This is a genomic window from Nannocystis pusilla (assembly GCF_020073745.1).
Taxonomy (GTDB): domain Bacteria; phylum Myxococcota_A; class Polyangia; order Nannocystales; family Nannocystaceae; genus Nannocystis; species Nannocystis radixulma.
Window position 1 is genome coordinate 214,260 of sequence record NZ_JAIRAU010000059.1, and the last position, 19,188, is coordinate 233,447.

General features: G+C 73.7%; 11 protein-coding genes. 6 read left to right on the forward strand and 5 right to left on the reverse strand.

What is annotated here, in order from left to right; all coding sequences use genetic code 11:
* Positions 1-61 precede the first annotated feature (61 nt).
* Positions 62-1,708 carry an ATP-binding protein gene (locus K7C98_RS42405; RefSeq protein ID WP_224197665.1) on the reverse strand — a complete coding sequence of 549 codons (1,647 nt, stop codon included), beginning with the start codon at positions 1,706-1,708 and terminating at the stop codon, positions 62-64.
* A gap of 122 nt (positions 1,709-1,830) precedes the next feature.
* On the opposite strand from K7C98_RS42405, the gene K7C98_RS42410 reads away from it, so the two are divergent.
* Positions 1,831-2,751, forward strand: coding sequence for a DMT family transporter (locus K7C98_RS42410; RefSeq protein WP_224197666.1), 921 nt, complete (start codon positions 1,831-1,833; stop codon positions 2,749-2,751).
* 218 nt (positions 2,752-2,969) lie between these two features.
* The gene (locus tag K7C98_RS42415; protein ID WP_224197667.1) at positions 2,970-4,307 is read left to right on the forward strand and encodes a hypothetical protein; all 1,338 of its coding nucleotides are present in this window, start codon (positions 2,970-2,972) and stop codon (positions 4,305-4,307) included.
* Positions 4,308-4,492: 185 nt separating this feature from the next.
* Here K7C98_RS42415 and K7C98_RS45375 read toward each other — a convergent pair whose 3' ends face one another.
* The 4 genes from K7C98_RS45375 to K7C98_RS42435 form a co-directional block, all read right to left on the reverse strand.
* Positions 4,493-5,101 carry a zinc-ribbon domain containing protein gene (locus tag K7C98_RS45375; protein ID WP_224197668.1) on the reverse strand — a complete coding sequence of 203 codons (609 nt, stop codon included), beginning with the start codon at positions 5,099-5,101 and terminating at the stop codon, positions 4,493-4,495.
* 119 nt (positions 5,102-5,220) lie between these two features.
* Positions 5,221-5,598, reverse strand: a complete 378-nt coding sequence (locus tag K7C98_RS42425) for a response regulator transcription factor (RefSeq protein WP_224197669.1) — start codon at positions 5,596-5,598, stop codon at positions 5,221-5,223.
* Positions 5,599-5,618: 20 nt separating this feature from the next.
* Positions 5,619-9,605, reverse strand: a complete 3,987-nt coding sequence (locus K7C98_RS42430) for a PAS domain S-box protein (protein ID WP_224197670.1) — start codon at positions 9,603-9,605, stop codon at positions 5,619-5,621.
* On the reverse strand, positions 9,602-12,265 hold the full coding sequence (locus K7C98_RS42435; RefSeq protein WP_224197671.1) for a PAS domain S-box protein: 2,664 nt from the start codon (positions 12,263-12,265) through the stop codon (positions 9,602-9,604). The genes K7C98_RS42430 and K7C98_RS42435 overlap by 4 nt, the downstream gene beginning before the upstream one ends.
* A 168-nt stretch (positions 12,266-12,433) precedes the next feature.
* On the opposite strand from K7C98_RS42435, the gene K7C98_RS42440 reads away from it, so the two are divergent.
* The 4 genes from K7C98_RS42440 (at position 12,434) to K7C98_RS42455 (ending at position 19,177) form a co-directional block, all read left to right on the forward strand.
* The gene (locus tag K7C98_RS42440; RefSeq protein WP_224197672.1) at positions 12,434-13,996 is read left to right on the forward strand and encodes a M20/M25/M40 family metallo-hydrolase; all 1,563 of its coding nucleotides are present in this window, start codon (positions 12,434-12,436) and stop codon (positions 13,994-13,996) included.
* 144 nt (positions 13,997-14,140) lie between these two features.
* A complete protein-coding gene (locus tag K7C98_RS42445; protein WP_224197673.1) occupies positions 14,141-14,776 on the forward strand; it encodes an RNA polymerase sigma factor in 636 nt (211 codons plus the stop codon).
* A gap of 39 nt (positions 14,777-14,815) precedes the next feature.
* Positions 14,816-16,909, forward strand: coding sequence for a TlpA disulfide reductase family protein (locus tag K7C98_RS42450; protein ID WP_224197674.1), 2,094 nt, complete (start codon positions 14,816-14,818; stop codon positions 16,907-16,909).
* Positions 16,910-17,047: 138 nt separating this feature from the next.
* Entirely contained in the window at positions 17,048-19,177 is a 2,130-nt protein-coding gene (locus K7C98_RS42455) for a TlpA disulfide reductase family protein (RefSeq protein WP_224197675.1), read from the forward strand.
* Positions 19,178-19,188 lie beyond the last annotated feature (11 nt).

Consider the following 19,188-nt stretch of genomic DNA (forward strand, 5'->3'; position numbering starts at 1 on the left):
TGGACATCTTCTCCGATGATGTCTCGGAGAACATGCTTTATCGGGCATGTCCTCGGAGACATCACTCCGGCGCGCCCGGTAGCCAGAACGTGAAGGTGGAGCCGAGGCCGGGCTCGCTGGCGACGGTGATGTCGCCGCCCATGAGCTGGACGAGGTTGAGGGTGATCGCCAGGCCGAGGCCGGTGCCGCCGAAGCGACGGGCGATCGAGGCGTCGGCCTGGGTGAAGTTGTCGAAGATCTTGCGCAGCTGGGGCTCGCTCATGCCGATGCCGGTGTCCGCGACGGTGAACTCGACCCGGCGGGCGCCGGCCGCGACGAGCTCGCGGATCTGCAGGGTGACGGTGCCGTGGCTGGTGAACTTGTGGGCGTTGCCGAGGAGGTTGATGAGGACGCCGCGGAGCGCGGTGGCGTCGGCGCGCAGGGCCGGCAGAGGGTCGGGGACGTCGAGGACGAAGTGGTTGCCGCCGCGCTGCTGACCGGGGCGACAGGCGGCGTCGATGCTGGCGAGGAGGGCGCCGAGGTCGATGTCCTCGGGGTGGATGGCGAACTTGCCGGCCTCGATCTTCGACAGGTCGAGGACGTCGCTGATGAGACCGAGCAGGTGGCGCGCGGCGCCGGCGACCCGCTCGAGGTCGGCGGCGAACCCGGGCGAGGCGCGGGCAGCGTGCTCCTCGAGCAGCAGCTCGGTGTAGCCGATGATCGCGTTCAGCGGCGTGCGCAGCTCGTGGCTCATGGCGGCGAGGAACGAGCTCTTGGCGCGGGTGGCCTCGATCGCCTGGTCGCGCGCCTGCTGCAGGTCGCTGTTGGCGACGGTGAGCTCGTCGAGGGCGCGGCGCAGGTCGGTGATGTCGAACAGCAGGACGGTCAGCTCGCCGCCGCGGTGGGCGGCGGCCTGGAACGAGATGACGCGCTCGCGCATCGCCAGCTGCTCGGCGACGGCCTCGCCGCGGACGGCCCGCTCGACGGCGTCGGCCAGGGCGGGGAAGCCGGCGAGGGCCTCCTCGGCGGGGACGCCGAGGCACAGGACGGGATCGAGGCCGAGCTGGCCGAAGCCGGCGCCCTCGGCGAGGGAGATCCGGCGCGTGACCGGGTCGAGGCTGAGCAGCGCGATCGGCAGCGAGCCGACGACGAGCCGCAGGCGGCGAGCGGTGGTCGCCAGCGAGGTCTCGGCGCGCCGCCGTTCGGTGCGGTCGAGCAGCTGACGGTAGACGACGCCGGTGAGGCGGCTGATGAAGCCGAGCACGGCGATGTCGCCGTCGGTGAAGCGATTCGGGGTGCCGGAGGCGAGGCCGATGACGCCGAGCACCTCGTCGCGGCACATGACCGGCATGAACAGGCGCGAGCGCACGACGAAGCTGCGCGCGCTGTTCTGGGTCTGCCTGTCGTGGTCGAGCAGGACGTCGGGGACGTGCAGCAGCCGCGGCTCGCGGAAGACGCTGCCGGGGTGGCGGTCCCACGCGGTCCGCTCGGCCTCGGCGCGCTCCTCCGCCGTGAACCCGCGGCCGGCGAAGGTGCGCAGCCGGCCGGCCTCGAAGTCCCACAGGTACAGCGCGATGTACTCGGCGTCGCACAGCTCGTCGAGCGCGCGCTCGATCTCCCGCGCGAAGCCGGCGAGGTCGTTCACCGAGGCGATGCCCGACGAGATGCCGGTCAGCAGCTCGATGAGGTGTCGATTCGCAGGATCGACGGCGAGGCCGGTACGACTCAACCCGCGCGCTCCGGGCCGACGGAGACGCACGCCGCGTCATCGCCGATCGCGGCGTGCACGGGCTTGTAGGAAGGACCGAAGCTCATGCGATCGTCGTGAGCTCATGGTACAGTCAATGTCGCTTGAGTGTCGTCGAGAACCCGCGACGCGACGAGGCGGGGGACACGCAGCGCGGCGTGATCCGCCTCGTCGCCGCGGCGGTGCTGTTCAGCGGGCTCAGCGTGCTGGCGAAGCTCGTCGGGGCGCGCATTCCGCTCCCCGAGGTGATTCTCGTGCGCAGCCTGGTGACGGTCGCTTTCGCCCGCGGGGCGCTCGCGCGTGGTGACATCCCCGTCTGGGGCACGCGGCGGACCATGCTGGCGCTGCGCGGGCTGTTCGGGTTCGCCGCGCTCGTCTGTTATTTCTATGGCCTGATGCACCTGCCGATCGCCGACGCGATCGTCATTCATTACATCCACCCGGTGTTCACGCTGCTGCTGGCGGCGCTGGTGCTGGGCGAGGCGCTCGATGGCCGCGAGACGGTCTTCATATTCGGATGCTTCGCCGGCGTGGTGCTGGTGACCCAGCCGCCGCTGCTGTTCGGCGCCGCGGCCGCGGGCTCCGACCCGTTCGCCCTGGCGGTGGCGCTGCTCGGGGCGCTGATCGCCGCCGGCGTGTACGTGATGATCCGCGAGCTGCGATCGACCGAACACCCGGCGCGGGTGGTCTTCTACAACGCGCTGGTGGCGGCGCTGCTGTCGGCGCCGTGGGCGTGGTCGACGTGGGTGCCGCCCGACGCGTTCGAGTGGACCATGCTTTTGACGATCGGGGTGTGCACGTTTCTCCATCAGCAGAGCATGACCGTCGGTCTGCACCAGGTGCGGGCCGGGCGGGCGACGGCGCTGGGCTACGTGCAGGTCTTGCTGGCGATGCTGGCCGGGATCTGGCTGTTCGCCGAGGAGGTGAACCGGGTCGCCTGGATCGGCGCGACGGTGCTGGCGATCAGCGCGGCGCTGCTGGCGACCGATCGCAAGGCGGGGGTGACCGCGGCGCCGCGGAGCTGACGCTGGGGCAGCGCGGCGGGTGTGAAGTCCAGGAGGGCGAGTGGTCCTTCGTCCGCGTCGCCAGGTGCGGCTCGTGCTGGGACAGCCTCGAGTTGCCGATCGTCCCCGGCATGTTGGAAGCTCCCGAGCTCACGCCGGGCCGCGGCATCAAGACGCGTGAAACGTGCAGTGAGGTGTCCTCGTCTCGCGGTCGTGACTTGGGCTATAGTGGCTCGGGGATGGGCGTTTCCGGCTTCAGCACGGGCATGGCCGGCAGCGACGACCGGGCGCAGTACCTCCGGCCGGTGCGCAGGGCCCAGGCCGTCGCGCTCGCGGGCGTGCTGCTCGCGTCGTGCGGTCCGGAGGTGGCAGAGAGCATCGGGGGCGCGACTGCTTCGACGACGACGAACGCGTCGACGGACGGATGGATGGGGAGCTCCGGCTCGACGAGCGTCGTCGACACGAGCGCCCCGACGACTGGCGCGGACGGGCCGTACGTGTACAAGGAGGAGGTCGTCGAGCTCGAGGCGCCGCCGCCGAGGGGCGCGTTCTCCCTCGAGGCGCTGCCGGGCGGTCGGGCGCTGGTGATCGGCGGCCTTGCGCTCGACGGACCCGACGCCGGCAAGGACCCCGACGTGGTCGCCGGCACGCTGCTGTGGCGCCGCGAGAACGGCTTCGTCGCCGGCCCCGAGTTGCTGCAGCCGCGCTTCGAGCACGACAGCGCGGCCCTGAGCGACGGCAGCGTCCTCGTGTTCTCCGGGCGATCGACCCGCGAGCCCGAGCCGAAGATCCTCGACGTCGAGCGCATCGATATCGACGGCCTCGGCAGCGAGGTCATCGGCGCGCTCACCGAGGAGCGGCGCGACATCATAGCGATCGCCGAGCCCGGCGACACCGTCGTCGTCCTCGGCGATTCGTTCATGGTCGCCGAGCGCTTCGACCCGTCGACCGGAATGTCGACACCGCTGCCGGTCGAGCTCGAGTTTCCGTTCGTCTCCGCCTTCCTGGCCCCGGTGTTCTCGGCCGCGTGGCGGGGCAACGGCGAGCTCGTCGTGCTCGGCGGCATCAACGGCTCGTCCGACGCTGCGTGGCATGTCCAGGGGCCCCAGGTGATCGATATGGACGGCAACAGCAGTCGACCGATCGGCGCCGATGCTGGCGCCGGGACGGACTTCCGCCGGCAGGCGCTCACCCTCCCCGACGGCAGCGTGCTTTTGCTCGGGAACCCCGGTCAGAGCGGCCTGCCGGGGCCGTGGCTGATGCGCCTGGACGCGGCGACCGACACCTTGACCGCCCTGCAGGAGCTGGCCGATCCGAAGATGGCTTTCAACCACACGCCGGTGGGCGTCGTGCTCGCCGATGGTCGGGTGTGGATCGTCGGCGAGCCGGGCAGCGACCCGGGGATCGCCACGCACTTCTACGATCCCACCAGCGACGCGCTCACCCCCGGCCCTTCGCTGCCCACGCCCACGTTCCCGGTCGCGGCGGTGCTGCTCGACACCGGACCGGTGCTGCTGCTCGGCGGCAAGGAGAACCCGTACGTGGACCCGAGCCTGGCCGCCTTCCTGCTCGAGTGAGCGCGCCTCGGCCACGGTGTGCGCCCGGGGGTCGGCCGCTGGACTCCTGGCGAGTAAACCGGAGTGGGACGGACGAGCAAGTTCGAGCGGCGGGCCACAGCACGCTCGCCGGTGCGCGAGTGCTCGCCGAGTACGCGGGGCGCTGAGCCGCGCGCCGGGCGTCGAGCGGAGGGTGTAGAGGCCGCCTACTTCGGAAGCGAAGCCACGAGCTTGTCGAGCGCGCGGGTGGCGGCGCCGTCGGGTACTTGGCGAAGCGCTCGGTTTCTGATCCGACGAAGGCGCTGCTCATCGCGCAGGAGGCCATGGGTCCACAGAAACGCCACGTCGCCAGCGAGGGCGAGCATGTCTTCGTCCGTCAGCTCACGCTTGCCCACAAGCTCGCCGTAGCGCTTCAATCGCCGTCGGACGGTACGCAGGCTCGCGCGGCATTCGACGCACTCGTGGCAGTCGGCCTCCACGCGGAAGCGAAGCGTCTCATACCAGTACTGCTGCTCCCGGGCGAAGAAGAGGAAGGGCCGTTTGCACATCCAGCAGTCACGCAGCGTGTCCACGTACCAATGCAGATGCGACATCGTCGAGAAGTTCTGCTTGCGGACGTCGGCGGGGATCGCGGACTCCGGGAAGGTCACGTCCTTCGACCACTCCGGCGGCCCGGGGATCAGGTCATCGTCACCGACCTGCCCGGAGGGCACGATCTCGGTGCCGTAGCGCGGATGGGGGACGAGATTCGCCAGCCTCTCGAGCGTTCGCGTGGATCGTCGGGGCGAGGGGGCCTTGGTCTTCTTGGACGGCACTCCACAAGACGTACCCGATCCTGGCGTCGAGTTCGAAGTGACGGCTCGAGATCGCGGCGCGGCGGCTCGCTGACCTCGAAGCCACGGCGCCTTCGGGTGGGCGTCTCTCGGCCGGGCTGTCAGGCGGCGCGGCGGACCACGCCGCCGATGAGGTCGAGGAGGAAGTCGATCTTGACCGGCTTGCGCACGACGTCGAGGGCGCCCAGGGCGGTGATCTTGTCGGAGGTCTCGACGCCGGCGGTCAGCAGCACCAGCGGGATGGCGCTCCAGTCCGGGTTTTTGCGCTGCTCCTCGCGGAACTGATAGCCGTCCATGCGCGGCATCATGAGGTCGAGGAGGATGAGGTCGGGGGTGGGGCCCTCGGCCAGGCGCTTGAGGCCGTCGGCGCCGTCCTCGGCGACGAGGACCTGGTAGCCCTCCTCGGCGAGGATCTCGGCGAGGACGTCGCGGATGTCACGGTCGTCTTCGACGATGAGGATGATCGGTGCGCGGTTCATCGGTCCCTCGTTCTCCTCGTTCATGGCTGCGCTGCCTGTCGCGGGATCTGCAGGCGGAAGGTCGAGCCCTTGCCGGGCGTGCTGGTGACGTCGAGGACGCCGCCGTGGGCCTCGACGATCCGCCGGGCGATGTAGAGGCCGAGGCCGAAGCCGCCGTAGTGCGCCGACGAGACGGCGCGCTCGAAGCGGTCGAAGATCCGCGGCCGGTCCTCGTCGGCGATGCCGATCCCGCGGTCCTGGACCTCGACGACGACGTCGGGGCCGCGCGCGGCGAGCCGGACGTCGACCGGGTGGCCGGCGCCGTACTTGAGGGCGTTGGCGAGGAGGTTGTGGATGGCCTGGTCGAGCTGCTTGCGGTCCCAGGCGCCGACCAGCGCGAACGGGGCCTGGACGCGCAGCTCGCTGCGGGCCCGCGCGGCGTCGGGGCCGGCGCGGGCGACGAGGTCGCGCACGAGCTCGACGAGGTCGAACTCGGACAGCTCGAGCGAGAGGCGGCCGAGGCTCATGCGGCTGACGTGGATCAGGCTGTCGACCAGGGCGGTGACGCGGTCGATCTGGCGGATCGCCCCGTCGACCTTGCGCGCGAGCACGCCGGGGTCGTGCTCGCCGCGGTCGACGAGGCGCACGAGGTGCTCGAGGTGGAAGCCGAGCGCGGTCAGCGGGGTGCGCAGCTCGTGCGAGGCGACCGAGAGGAAGTCGTCGCGCACGGCGATCGCTACCTGCAGGTCGGCGACCAGGCGCTCGCGCTCGCGGTCGGCCAGCTTGCGCTCGGTGATGTCCTCGGCGATGCCGGCGGCCCGCCACGGCCGTCCTTCGGCGTCGCGGATCAAGGTGCCGCGGTCGCGGATCCAGTGCACGGCGCCGTCGGGGCGGACGACGCGGTACTCGAGGTCGCGCGAGTCGACGGCGCCGTTGATGAGGTCCTGCTGCGACCGCTCGGCGGCGGCGCGGTCGTCGGGGTGGATCGCGCGCGTCCACAGGGTCGGGTCGCCGTACAGCTCCTCGTGGGCGCGCCGCCAGGTGTGCTCCCAGCCGGGGCTGACGTAGACGAAGCGCCACACCGGCGAGAACTCCATCAACCAGAACGCCTGGTCGATGGTGGCGGCGATCTGGCGCAGCCGCTCCTCGCTCTCGAGCAGGGCCCACTCGGCCCGCTTGCGCGCGCTGATGTCGACGGCCACCGTGAGCACGCACGGCCGCTTGCGGTACTCGATGACCTCGGCCGACATGAGCACGCTGTGGATCCGGCCGCTCTTGCTGCGCAGCTGCAGCTCGAGGTCCCGCACCGAATTGCGCCGCGCGAGCAGGCCGGTGAAGCGCTCGATGTCCTGCTCGTCGACGAGGATGCCGAGCTCGAGCGGGGTCTTGCCGAGCATCTCGTCGCGCGAATAGCCGTTGGACTTGAGTCCGGCTTCGTTGATCTCGAGGTAGGCGCCGCCCGGGAGCTCGTTGACGGTCATGGGGTTGGGGTTCTTGCCGAAGGCGCGGGCGAACAGCTGCTCGCTCTCTCGCAGGTCGAGCTCGGCCTGCTTGCGCTTGGTGATGTCGATACCTATCCCATAGATCATGGTCGTTCGGCCAGATTCGTCGTAGACCGCGCGGCCCCGACCCTCCATCCAGCCCTCGGCGCCGGTGTCGGCGCGGACGAACCGGAATTCGATCATGTAGTCGCGCCGCTCGGCCACGGCGGCGTCGATCTCTCGGCGGAGGTGGTCGCGGTCGTCGGGGTGGACGGCGGCGTAGAGGCCGTCCTCGCCCGTCGCGGCGCCGCTCGCCAGGCCGAGGAGCTCCTCGAGCTCGCGCGACAGCCAGGCGGCGTCGCTGGTGGCGTCGAGCATCCATGTACCCATGTGCCCGGCCCGCATCACCAGCGACAGCGCCTCCTGGGTCTCGCGCACGCGCAGCTCGGCCTGCTTGCGGTCGGTGATGTCCACGGAGATGCCGACGAGGCCGACGACGGCGCCCGAGGCGTCGCGGTAGGGGCTCTTCGACGACAGGAAGATCCGGCCGTCGGGGACCTTCTCCTCGAAGAAGTCCGCGCGGCCGCTGGTCAGCACCCGCTGGTCGTTGTCGCTGATGTCGCGGCCGGCGCCGAAGTCCATGAATTCGACGTCGCGGCGGCCGAGCACGGCCTCGGCCGGCTTGCCGATCGCGCCGAACATGGCCGGGTTGGCGAACACGAGCCGGCCCTGGCGATCCTTGGCGAACACGAGGTCGGGAGTGTTGTCGCAGACCGCCTGCAAGATGGCGCCGGCGCGCCGCGCCGCGGTCTCGGCCCGCCTGCGCTTGGTGATGTCGCGGACGATGCTCAGCACGACGCGCTCCCCGTGGACCTCGGCCCCGCGCGAGCTGATCTCGACCGGGAAGGTCGAGCCGTCCTTGCGCCGGTGGACCGCCTCGAACAGGATGCCCTCGAGCTCGGCCCGGCGCATCTGCGCCGCGAGCTCGGCGGCGACCGGCTCGGCCCGCAGGGCGTCGAGGCGCAGGGCCAGCAGCTCGTCGCGGGAGTAGCCGTAGGCCGCCACGGCGGCGTCGTTGGCCTCGATGATCTCGCCGGTGTCGGCGCGGACGAACAGGAAGATGTCGCGCCCGTGCTGGGACAGCAATTGATAGCGCGCGAGGGTGGCGGCCTGGCGCGTCAGGTCGGTGATGTCGCGCTGGGTGCCCCAGGCGCGGCACAGCTTGCCGTCCTCGACGGTGCCGATCAGCGAGTTGAGGAAGTGGCGCGGCCGGCCGAAGCGGTCGCGCTCCATCGACTCGACCTCGACCTGGCGGTAGCCGCCGGTGACGAAGCGGCGGTAGAGATCGTGCATGTGCGGGTCGTCGCGCGCGAACAGCAGGCCCACCGGCGCGCCGCGGACCTCGTCGGCCCGCTCGTAGCCGTACATGCGCGCCATGGCGTCGTTGCACTCGCGGATGGTGTAGCGCTCGTACCACAGGTCGATCTGCTGCTCGACGGGCAGGTCGATCGGGGTCGGATCGTCGCTCTCGGCGCACCAGATGCCCTCGCTGCTGGTGGTGACGAAGGCGCGGTAGCTCTCCTCGCGCCGCGCCAGCCGCTGCGTGACCTCGACCCGCTCGGTGATGTCCTGCATCGAACCGACCAGCCGCCGCAGCCGGCCCTCCTCGTCGCGCTGGACGAAGCCGCGGTCGACGATGTGGGCGAAGCCGCCGTCGCCGCGGCGGAACCGGTACTCGAGCTGCCAGCGCACGCGGTTCGGGTTGTCCTTGATCGCCTGGTCGACCTCGCTCAACACCCGCGCGCGGTCGCCCTCGTGGATGTTCTCGGCCCACCAGTCGAAGCTCGAGCGCACGCGCTCGCGCGGCCAGCCGAGCGCGTCGTAGAGCGCCTCGCCCCAGAAGAGGTGGTCGGTGGTGGTGTCCCACTCCCACAGCACCTCCTGGGTGGCCCGCGCGGCCAGCTCGAAGCGGGTCTCGCGGTCGCGCAGGGCGCGGAACACGATCGCGTGCTCGAGCGCGAGGCCGACGTGCTCGGCGCACACGTGGGCGGTGTTGAGGTCGTCGTCGCAGAACGGCGGGGCGCTGTCGTCACGCCACATCGACAGGGCCCCGACGACGCTGTCCTGGGCGCGGATCGGGACGATGATGACGCCGGCTATGGTGAAGCGCCGCATGTAGGCGCGGATCTCGGGCGGTAGGCTGTCGATGAATTCGCCCGGCAGGTGGGCGTGGAACACCGGGCGGCCGGTCGCGATCACGCGACCCGCAGGCAAGAGGTCGAGCGGCATGGTCTCGAAGCTGTCGCGCAGGTACTCCTCGGCGCTCAGGTCGCGGTGGGCGTAGGCGCGGACGTCGAAGCCGGCCTTGAGGTGCGCGGCGCTGCCGGCGACGAAGTCCTTGACGAGCGTGCGCGTGGTGACCTCGGCGATCGCGACCGGGTCGGTGCGCGCCTGGGCGATCGCGCGGGCGAGGCCGACGATCATCTGCAGCGGCGGCCCGCTGCCGGCGCCCGGCTGCCGCGGACGGGGTGACGCGGCGCCGCTCATCCGAGCACGTCCCCCCGGAGCAGCGGCACGCCGTCCTCGTCGCGCGCGCCGGGCGGCGACAGCGTGGCGGGCTTCGGGTGCCGCGGGAGCTCGACGCGAAAGTAGGTGCCGCCGGTGCGCGTCGACTCGACGGCGACCGAGCCGCCGTGGGCGAGCGCGATCTGTTCGGTGATGTAGAGGCCGAGCCCGAGCCCGGCGGTCTTGGTCGAGTCCTTGGCCGCGCGCTGGAACGGATCGAAGATCGCGCCGAGCATCTCGGGGGCGATCACGCCGCGGTTGTGGACGATGAAGCGGACCTGCGCGGGGTCGCGGCCGTCGACCTGGACGGTGGCGACGGGGGCGCCCTCGGCGTGCTGGATGGCGTTGCCGATCAAGTTCGAGGCCATCTGCGACAGGCGGTCGACGTCCCAGGTGCCGACGGTCTCGCCGCGCGCGTCGAGGACGACGCGCGCGGCCGGGTTGGCCTGGTGCTGCTCGTCGATGATGGTGCGGCAGATCGCGGCCAGGTCGGCGCGCGTGGGCCGGACCTCGAGCCCGCCGGCGGCGCGGATCCGGGTGACGTCGAGCAGCTGCTCGATCATCCGCAGCATGCGCTGGCCGCTGCTGGCGATCTGCTGCAGGACCCGGCGCATGCGGTCGTCGGGGCGGCGGCGCAGGCCGAGGCTGGTGGCCATGAGGATCGCGGACAGGGGGCTGCGCAAATCGTGGCCGAGCACGGCCATGAACATCTCCTGGTAATGCATGGCCCGCCGCAGGTCGGCGACCAGCGCCTCGCGCTGCTCGGCGACCCGGCGCTGGTCGCTGACGTCGACGCTGACGCCGACCCACTCGCGGACGCGGCCGTCGGGGCCGATCATCGGCACGGCGCGCACCTCGGTGACGGCGTAGCTGCCGTCGGCGCGGCGCAGCCGGTACTCGCTGCGGAACGGCTCGCGCCCGGCGCAGGCGGCCTTCCACTCGGCGACGACGCGGGCCCGATCCCCGGGCAGGATCGCGTTCACCCAGCCCCAGCCGCGCAGCTCCTCGTAGGTCTGGCCGGTGAAGGCGCGCCACCCCGGCGAGTCTTCGACGGCGGCGCCGGTCGGGTCGGTCGCCCACACGATCTGCGTCGTCACCTCGACGAGGCCGCGGAACCGGGCCTCGCTGGTCCGCAGCGCCTGCTCGATCTCCTTGAGCTCGGTGACGTCGTGGAGGATGACGCTGATCGCGGAGACGCGGCCCTCGCCGTCGTGGACGGGGCAGGCGGTGACGGTGACGCCGATCAGGCTGCCGTCGTCGCGCCGGACCTGGGCCTCGATCTCGCGCACCACGTCGCCGGCGAGCACGCGCCGCATCGCGGCCTGGACCTCGGAGCCGTGACCCGGCACGAGGTCGCCGATGAAGCGGCCGCGGATCTCGGCGCCGGTGTGGCCGAGCAACTTCTCGGCGCCGGGGTTCCAGATCGCCACGGTGCCGTCGTGGTTGAGCAGGAACAGCGCGTCGGCGGCGTTCTCGACGATGACGGCGAGGCGGGCGCGATCGAGTTCGGCGCGCACGCGGTCGGTGATGTCGGTGATGGTGCCGACGTAGTGCTTGTGCGCGCTGCCGTCGGGCACCTCGGCGAATTGCCCGAGGACCCACACGGTGGTGCCGTCGGGCCGGAGCATGCGCCACTCGCCGCTGAACGGCTGGCCCTCGGCGAAGGCGCGGCGGCAGCCGGCGATCACCCGGGCGACGTCGTCGGGGTGGATCGCGCGCCGCCAGGCGCCGCCGCGGACCTCCGGCAGGGTGCGGCCGGTGATCCGCGTCCACTCGGCGTTGACGAACACGCACTCGGTCTCGGCGGCGCCGAGGAAGATGCCGACGGGCGAGAGGCGGGTGAGGATCTCGTACTGCCGCTCGTGCCGGCGGCGATCCTCCTCGGCGCGGTGGCGGGCGTCGATGTCCTCGACCAGGCCGAACCAGAACTGCGACGCGCCGGCGCCGTCGCGCGCGACGGCGGCGTGGAGGCGGGTCCACACCAGCGAGCCGTCGCCGCGGAGCATGCGTCGCGTGAGGACGTAGTTGCGGATCTGGGCGGCGCACAGCTGGGCGAACTTGTCCTGATCGAGCTCGCGATCGTCGGGGTGCGTGAGCGCGAACAGGTCGCAGCCGACGAGCTCGGCGGCCCGGCGCGCGAGCAGGTCGCACACCGCCGGGTTGACGGCGAGGATCGTGCCGTCGAGCCGCGCGCGGACGATGCCGAGCGGGGCCTCGGCGACGAGCGCGGCGGTGGCGGTGGGCGTGGCCGGCCCGCGCGCGCAGAAGCGGGCGCCGACGAGGGCGCCGTGCAGGTCTCGGCCGGGGCTGGCCGACAGCACGACCTCGCAGGCGCCGGCGGCCCCGCGCAGGCGCGCGGCCCGGGCCGGCACGGGCTCGCCGGCCCGGAGCCGCGACCATATGTCCGTAAAGACATGTGGATCGGCGTGCAGCTCGGCGGCGTGGCGTCCGACACAGTCGCCGACGTCGCGGTCGAGCGCGGCGCACAGGGCGGGGTTGACCCACACGATCGTGCCGGTGCTGTCGACGACGTGGATCCCGACGGCGCTGTGCTCGAGACACTCGACGAGGTCGTCGTGATCGCCCGCGAAGGCGCCGGACGCGGCGAGGAGCTCTCCGGTGGTGCGACGCTCGCTGGGCATCCTTTGGAGGGGGGATAGAACCGATCCGACCCTTTTCAAGCCGCCTGGGGGGCCGCGGGCGGGCGGCGGTCGGCGGCGGGGCCTCCGCCGGCCGGCGTCGCCAGCGGCGAGCCGAGCCGAGCCGGCGCCGCGATCGCGGCGCGAATCACCGGTCCCGAAGGACAGGTCATGGCGAGCCGCTCCTCGGGCGGCGCGCGCCGCCCGATCGGCGCCCGGGAGGCTCGGACCGGCGACGGCGGCGCCGGGCTCGGCTACGATGGGGCGATGGTGCGTCGGGGTTTTTTCTGCTTCATCTCGGCGGCGCTGGCCTGCGAGGCCGCGCCGGCGCGACCGACCGCGCCGGCCGCCCCGTCCGCGCCCGCCGCCGGCTCGCCCGCCAGTCCGCCGGTTCGCGCATCGCCGGCGCTGGCGTCGGCGGGCACGCTGACCGGGCCGGCGCCGGCATCGGTGACGGCGATGCTGGCCGACGTCGACCCTGCGCGGCTGCGGGCCGACGTCGATCGCCTGGCCGGCTTCGGCACCCGGCACACGCTGTCCGACACCTCGTCGGAGACGCGCGGGGTCGGGGCGGCGCGGCGCTGGCTGCTGGCCGAGCTGGAGCGGGCGGCGCAGACCAGCGGGCGCACCGGCGAGCTGGCGATGACGGCGGCGCTCGACGTCCACCGCGTCGCGCCCGACGGCAAGCGCATCGATCGCGAGGTCGAGGTGGTCAACGTGGTCGCGGTGCTGCCGGGGACGCTGCCCGAGGCGCGGCGCCGTCGCTACTATGTCCTGGGACATTACGACTCGCGGGCCAGCGACGTGATGGACGCGACGTCCGACGCGCCCGGGGCCAACGACGACGGCTCGGGCACGGCGCTGGTGCTCGAGCTGGCGCGGGTGATGGCGACGCGCAGCTTCGACGCGACGCTGGTGTTCATGGCGACCGCGGGCGAGGAGCAGGGGCTCGTCGGCGCGCGCAAGCACGCCGAGGCGGCCAGGGCGGCGGGGCTCGAGATCGCCGGCGCGCTGAGCAACGACATCGTCGGCGATCCCTCGGACCCGCGCGGCGGCTCGCACCGGCACGCGATCCGCCTGTTCTCGGAGGGCGTGCCGGCGAGCGCCGATCCGGCGGCCTGGCAGCTGGCGCGGCAGACGGGCGGGTTCGCCGACGCGCCGTCGCGCCAGCTGGCGCGCACGATCGCCGACGTGGCCGCGCTGCACGAGCTGGCGGTGCGGCCGATCCTGGTCTTCCGGCCGGATCGATTCCTGCGCGGCGGCGATCACATTGCGTTCAACGAGCAGGGCTTCGCGGCCGTGCGCTTCACCGAGGTCGCCGAAAACTACGACCGCCAGCACCAGGACGTGCGCGACGAGGCCGGGCGGGCCCGCGGCGATCTGCCGGCGCACGTCGACGCGGCGTACCTGGCCGATGTCGCCCGCGTCAACGCGGCCGCGCTGGCGCACCTGGCCAACGCCCCGTCGTCGCCGGGCGACCCGAAGTTGCTGGCGGCCGAGCTGACCGGCGACACGACGCTGCGCTGGACCGCCAGCCCCGAGCCCGACGTCGCCGGCTACGAGGTGTTGCGGCGTGCTACCTCGGCGCCGACGTGGGAGTACGTCGAGGATGTGGGCGCGGCGACCGAGGCGACGCTGCCGCACAGCAAGGACGACTGGTCGTTCGCCGTCCGGGCCTACGACCGCGACGGCTACCGCAGCCCGGCGGCGTTCCCCCGGGTCGCGCGCGAGTAGGCCCGCGCCGGTCCTCGGCCGGCGCCGGGGCGTCCGCCGGGCGCCGGCCGTTTCTGCATGTTGTTTCAAACATGTCCGAAGGGACATCGGCATTGTCTCGCCGCGGCGTCGACCGCGGCGGGGCGGTCGGGTAAGGTGATGCTCGTGCGCAGTGACGGTGAGCTGTTGGAGGCCTGGCAGGCCGGCGACGCCGCGGCCGGCGAGGCGTTCGTCGACCGTCACTTCGCCGCGATCACCCGCTTCTTCCGCAACAAGGCGTGCGGCGACGACGACGTGGCCGAGCTGGTCGGACAGACCTTCCTCGGCTGCACCGCCGGCAAGGACCGCTGGCGCGGCGAGGCGGGGGCGCGCCAGTTCCTCTACGCGATCGCGGGCAACGTGCTGCGCAAGTACATCCGCGGCCGTTACAAGCGCAGGAGCGAGGAGCTCGACTTCGCGGCGGTGTGCGTGCAGGACTGCGAGGGCGCGTCGCCGAGCTCGATCGTGGCGCACAAGCGGGAGGCTCGCAGCCTGGCCCAGGCGCTGCGCGAGATCCCGGTCGACGACCAGATCGTGCTCGAGCTGATGTACTTCGAGGGCCTGTCGGGCAGCGAGCTGGCGGCGCTGCTCGGCGTGCCCGAGGGCACCGTGCGCGGCCGGATCGCCCGCGGGCGCCAGCGCCTGCGCGAGCGCGTCGCGGCCCTGCTGGCGGCCGGGGCCGCGGCGCCGGCGAGCGACGTCTCGCCGGAGCACCTCGACGAGTGGGCGCGGGAGCTGCGGCGGCAGCAGGGCTGGGAGTAGGGGGTCGAGATGCCGGGCTTCGTACCTGTCCGAACGGTCATGTTACTGGTGCTCGCCGCCGGGCTGGCGGCCTGCTCGGCGCGGCCGCAGCGTCCGGCCCGCGAGCGCGCCCGGGCGGCGGTGGATCCCGCCGACGTCGCGGCCGACCTGCTGCAGCAGCTGGTGGCGCTCGACGACGGCGAGCGCTGCGCGGCCGAGGGCGAGGCGCTGGTCGCCCGCCACCCCGAGAGCGGCCGGCTGCGCGCGCGCTGGATCGCCTGCGTGTCGCGGGTCGGGCGGCACCTCGAGGCGGCAGGGCTGGCGGCGCAGATGATGTCCCAGAGGCCAGGTGACCCGTGGGCCGAGTGGGCCCGCGTCGCCGTGTGGCTCGGCGAGTCGACGCCGGCGCGGGCCGAGGCGCTGGCGCGCTCGGAGGCGCTGGTCGACGCGCTCGACGGCCACCCCGCGGCGCTGCGCCTGCGGGCCGCGACGCTGGTCGCCTGGGACCGCGCCGACGAGCTCGCGCAGCTGGTGGCGGCGCACCCGCGCGTGCCGGCGTGGGCGCGGGTGCACCTGCGGCTGCGACGGGCGCGGGACGGCGATCGCTCGCAGCTCCCGCTGGCGCTGGCCGACGCGCACGCGGTCGCGCCCGACGACCCCGAGTTCGTGACGCTGACGGTGATCGCCGGCCGGGGGCTCGAGCGGCTGTTCCTGCCGGTCGAGGCGCTGGCGTGGACGGACGCCGGCCTGGCCCGCGCGCCCGACTCGCTGCGGCTCCGCACGCTGCGCTGGCGGCTGCTGCAGCTACAGCCGCGGGATTTCGCGGCCTGCAAGCAGGCTGTCCTCGAGGACATCTCACTCGCGCTCGCGCGCGGCGGCGAGCGGCCGGCGCTGCTGCTGGCGGCGGCCGAGGCCTACCGCGGGCTCGGCGAGGTCGCCCGCGCCGAGGCGCTCGAGCGGCGGATCGCGGACGAGCACGCCGACTCGCCGGCGGCCGAGGCCCTGCTCGCGCGCGCGAGCGAGGCGCTGGGCCCCGGGCCGGCGCAACAGGCCGCCGACGCGGCGTTCCTCGGCCGCCCGCGCCACCACGATCCGCGGCTGCGCGAGGCGGCGGCGCTGCGGCAGTTCACGGCGGCGCTCGCCGATCCGGCCGCGACGGCGGCGCAGGTGGTGGCGGCGATCGAGGCGACGCGGCCGCTGCTCCACGGCCCGGCGCTCGAGTTCTTCACCGCGGGGGCGCAGGCGCTGGTCCAGCGCGAGTCGGAGCTGGCGCTGGCCGAGGCGCTGGTGCGCGAGGGTCTGGCCGCGGTGCCGGGCCACGTCGCGCTGGCGCAGGCGCTCGGCCACGAATTCCCGCACATGTACGAATGGCACGAGGGCGGGCTCTACGACCTGCTGGCGCGCGTGCACCTGGCCGCGGGGCGGGTCGTCGAGGCCCAGGCGGCGCTGGGCGAGGCGAGCGCGCGCGGCAGCGCGGGCGACGACCACGCGATCGCGCGGGCCGAGGTGGCGCGCCGGCGCGGCGACGCGGCGGCGGCCGACGAGCAGCTGGTCGCCTGCAGCGACGCGTACGACGGCGACGCGTTCGACGACGCCTGCCGGCGCGCGCTCGAGGCGGCCTGGAAGCGCGAGCACGGCGGCCTGCGCGGCCTCGACGCCCACGTGGCGAAGCTGCTGGTGCGCACGCGGGAGCGGCGACGACAGGAGGTGTTCCGGAGGATAGCCGCCGCGCCGCGCACCGCCCCGGAGTTCCGCTTCACCCGCTTCGACGGCGAGGTCGTCAGCAGCGAGTCGACGCGCGGCAAGTTCGTGGTGCTGCACTTCTGGTTCACCGCCTGCGAGCCGTGCGTCGCCGAGCTGCCGCGCTGGCAGCAATTCGTCGACGCCCACGCCGGCCAGCGCGACCTGGTGATCCTGAGCGTGCACGCCCTCGAGACCCGCGAGGTGGTCGAGGCGTGGATGGCCGAGCACGGCCACCGCTTCGCGGTGGCGATGGCCGACGGCTGGTGCCACACCGCGAAGGTGTGGAGCTTCCCGAGCACGTGGTTCATCGACCGGCAGGGCCGGATCGCCTACGAGACGGGCGGCATGCCCGACCTGCCGCTCGAGTTCGCCTGGCGGGTCGCGGCGATGCGGGCCGCCGATCACGGGTGACGGCGGAGCTCACGCGAGCGGCGGCAGACCGCGGTTGAAGGTGGTGCGTCATGCGAGTATCTCGGGCGGTGCTTGCGGATCGCCGCTCGCGGTCGAGGACGAAGTCTGATGCGACTCTCTCAATTTGTCTTTTGGGCCATGTCTCTCGGAGCAGCCGCATGCGGCGCGGCGCCCGGGCGGGTGCGCGAGCGTCCGCCGCCGGCGCCTGTCGACCTGGCCGAGCGCGGGGCCGATCGCCTGCGGGACGCGCTGGTCGCCCTCGACGCCGCCGGTTGTGCGCGCGAGGGCGAGGCGCTGGTGCGCGAGCACCCGGACAGCGGTCGGCTGCGGGCGTGGTGGATCGGCTGCGTGGCCGCGACGGGGCGCAACTTCGAGGCCGAGGCGCTGGCGGCGGCGATGCTGGCCGAAAGACCAGGTGACGTCTGGGCCGAGCTGGCGCGGGTGCTGGCGTGGCGCGGGCCGCCGTGGCTGCTGCGGCCGCAGGTGCTGTCCGGCTCGGCCGCGCTGCTGGCGACGCTGCCGGCGCGGGGCGACGCGCTGCAGGTGCGGTCGTGGGCGCTGCAGGTGCGGCGCCCGGGCGAGCTGCTGGCGTTCGCGGCGGCCGAGCCGGACGCGCCGGCGTCGGCGCGGGTGACCGGTCTGCTGTACGCGGCGCGCGGCGAGCCGTCGCGGCTGCCCGAGGCGCTGGCGGTCGCGCACGCGGTGCCGGTCGAGGACCCGCAGTTCGTCGCGGTCGCGCGGGCGATGGCCGAGTGGTTGCCGGGCCTCGGGCGGCCGGTGGAGGCGCTGGCGTGGGCCGAGGCCGGCCTGCGCCGCGCGCCGCAGGCGGCCCCGCTGCTGCGCCAGCGCTGGACGCTGCTGGCCGGGCAGGCCGGTGAGGAACCTGTCCTCGAGGACATCGAGGCCGCGATCGCGCGGTTCGCCGACCGGCCGGAGGTGCTGCTGGCCGCGGCCGACAGCCTGCGGGCGCTCGGGCAGGCCGGGCGGGCGGGGCCGATCGAGGCGCGGATCCTGGCCGAGTTCGCCAGCTCGCCCGCGGCCGAGACGGTGCTCCACCGGCGGCTCGCGCCGGCGGGGGCCCCCGGGGAGGCGCCGCCGATCCTCGATCCGGACGCGCTGGCGCTGCGGCGCGTGATGCTCGAGGCGTTCCTGGCGCGGCCGCGGCACCACGACCCGCGCAAGCTCGAGGAGGTCGCGCAGTGGCGCTTCGAGGCGATCGTCGCCGATCCGGCGGCCGGGCCGGAGGCGATCGTCGACGCGGTCGACGTCATGCTGGCGCACCGGCAGTGGTTCCCCGACGTGTACATCGAGGCCGTGCGCGCGCTGGCCCGACGCACCCCGGAGATCGCCAGGGCCGAGGCGGTCGCGCGCGACGGGGCCGCGGCGATCGAGGCGTTCGCGGCGGCCCTGAGCGCCTCCGGGTACGAGGCCGTCGACGTGATGCGCCGCGACCGCCTGGCGGCGCTCCAGACGGTCCTCGGGGACATGTACTTGCAGGCAGGTCGTGTGGACGACGCGGCCGCGGCGCTGAAGCGGGCCGAGGCGCTGGCGCTGGGGCCGTTCGGCGAGCTGCAGCTGGCGCTGGCCGAGCTGGCGCGGCGGCGCGGCGATCACGAGCGGGCCGACATCTACCTGGCTGAAGGGACAGGCCTCGGCGGCGCCGCGGGGGAGCAGTGCCTGCGCGCGCTCGAGGCGGCGTACCGCGGGCGCACCGGGGGCTTGCGCGGCTTCCCGCAGCACCTCGCCGGCCTCGAGGACAGGGGGCGGGTGCGGCGCAGGGCGGAGGTCCTCGGCGGGTGGATCGAGGACGCCCGGGTCGCGCCGGAATTCACGCTGGAGCGGGCGGACGGGGGCGGCAGCGTCGCGCTGGCCTCGCTGCGCGGCAAGATCGCCGTCGTGCACTTCTGGTTCAACACCTGCGGCGGCTGTCTGCTCGAGCTGCCGGAGTACGCGGCGTTCGCGGCCGCGCACGCCGGCGACCCCGACGTCGCGGTCGTCAGCGTGCACGCCGGCGGCAGCGCCCGCGAGGTCGCCGCGTGGATGCGGGCCCGCGGTCACGCCTTCGACGTGGTGATGGACGCCGGTTACAGCGAGCGGGCCGGCGTGAAGGGCTACCCGTCGACCTGGTTCTTGGACCAGGGCGGTCGGATCCGCTTCACCGCGGGCGGCGGGCTCGTCCGGCATGTGCGCGAGGAGTACGGGTGGCGGATCGACGCCCTGCGCGAGCGCGCGGGGACGCGCGTCCCCGCCGGCGCGGCCGCGGGTTAGACTCGCCGCGG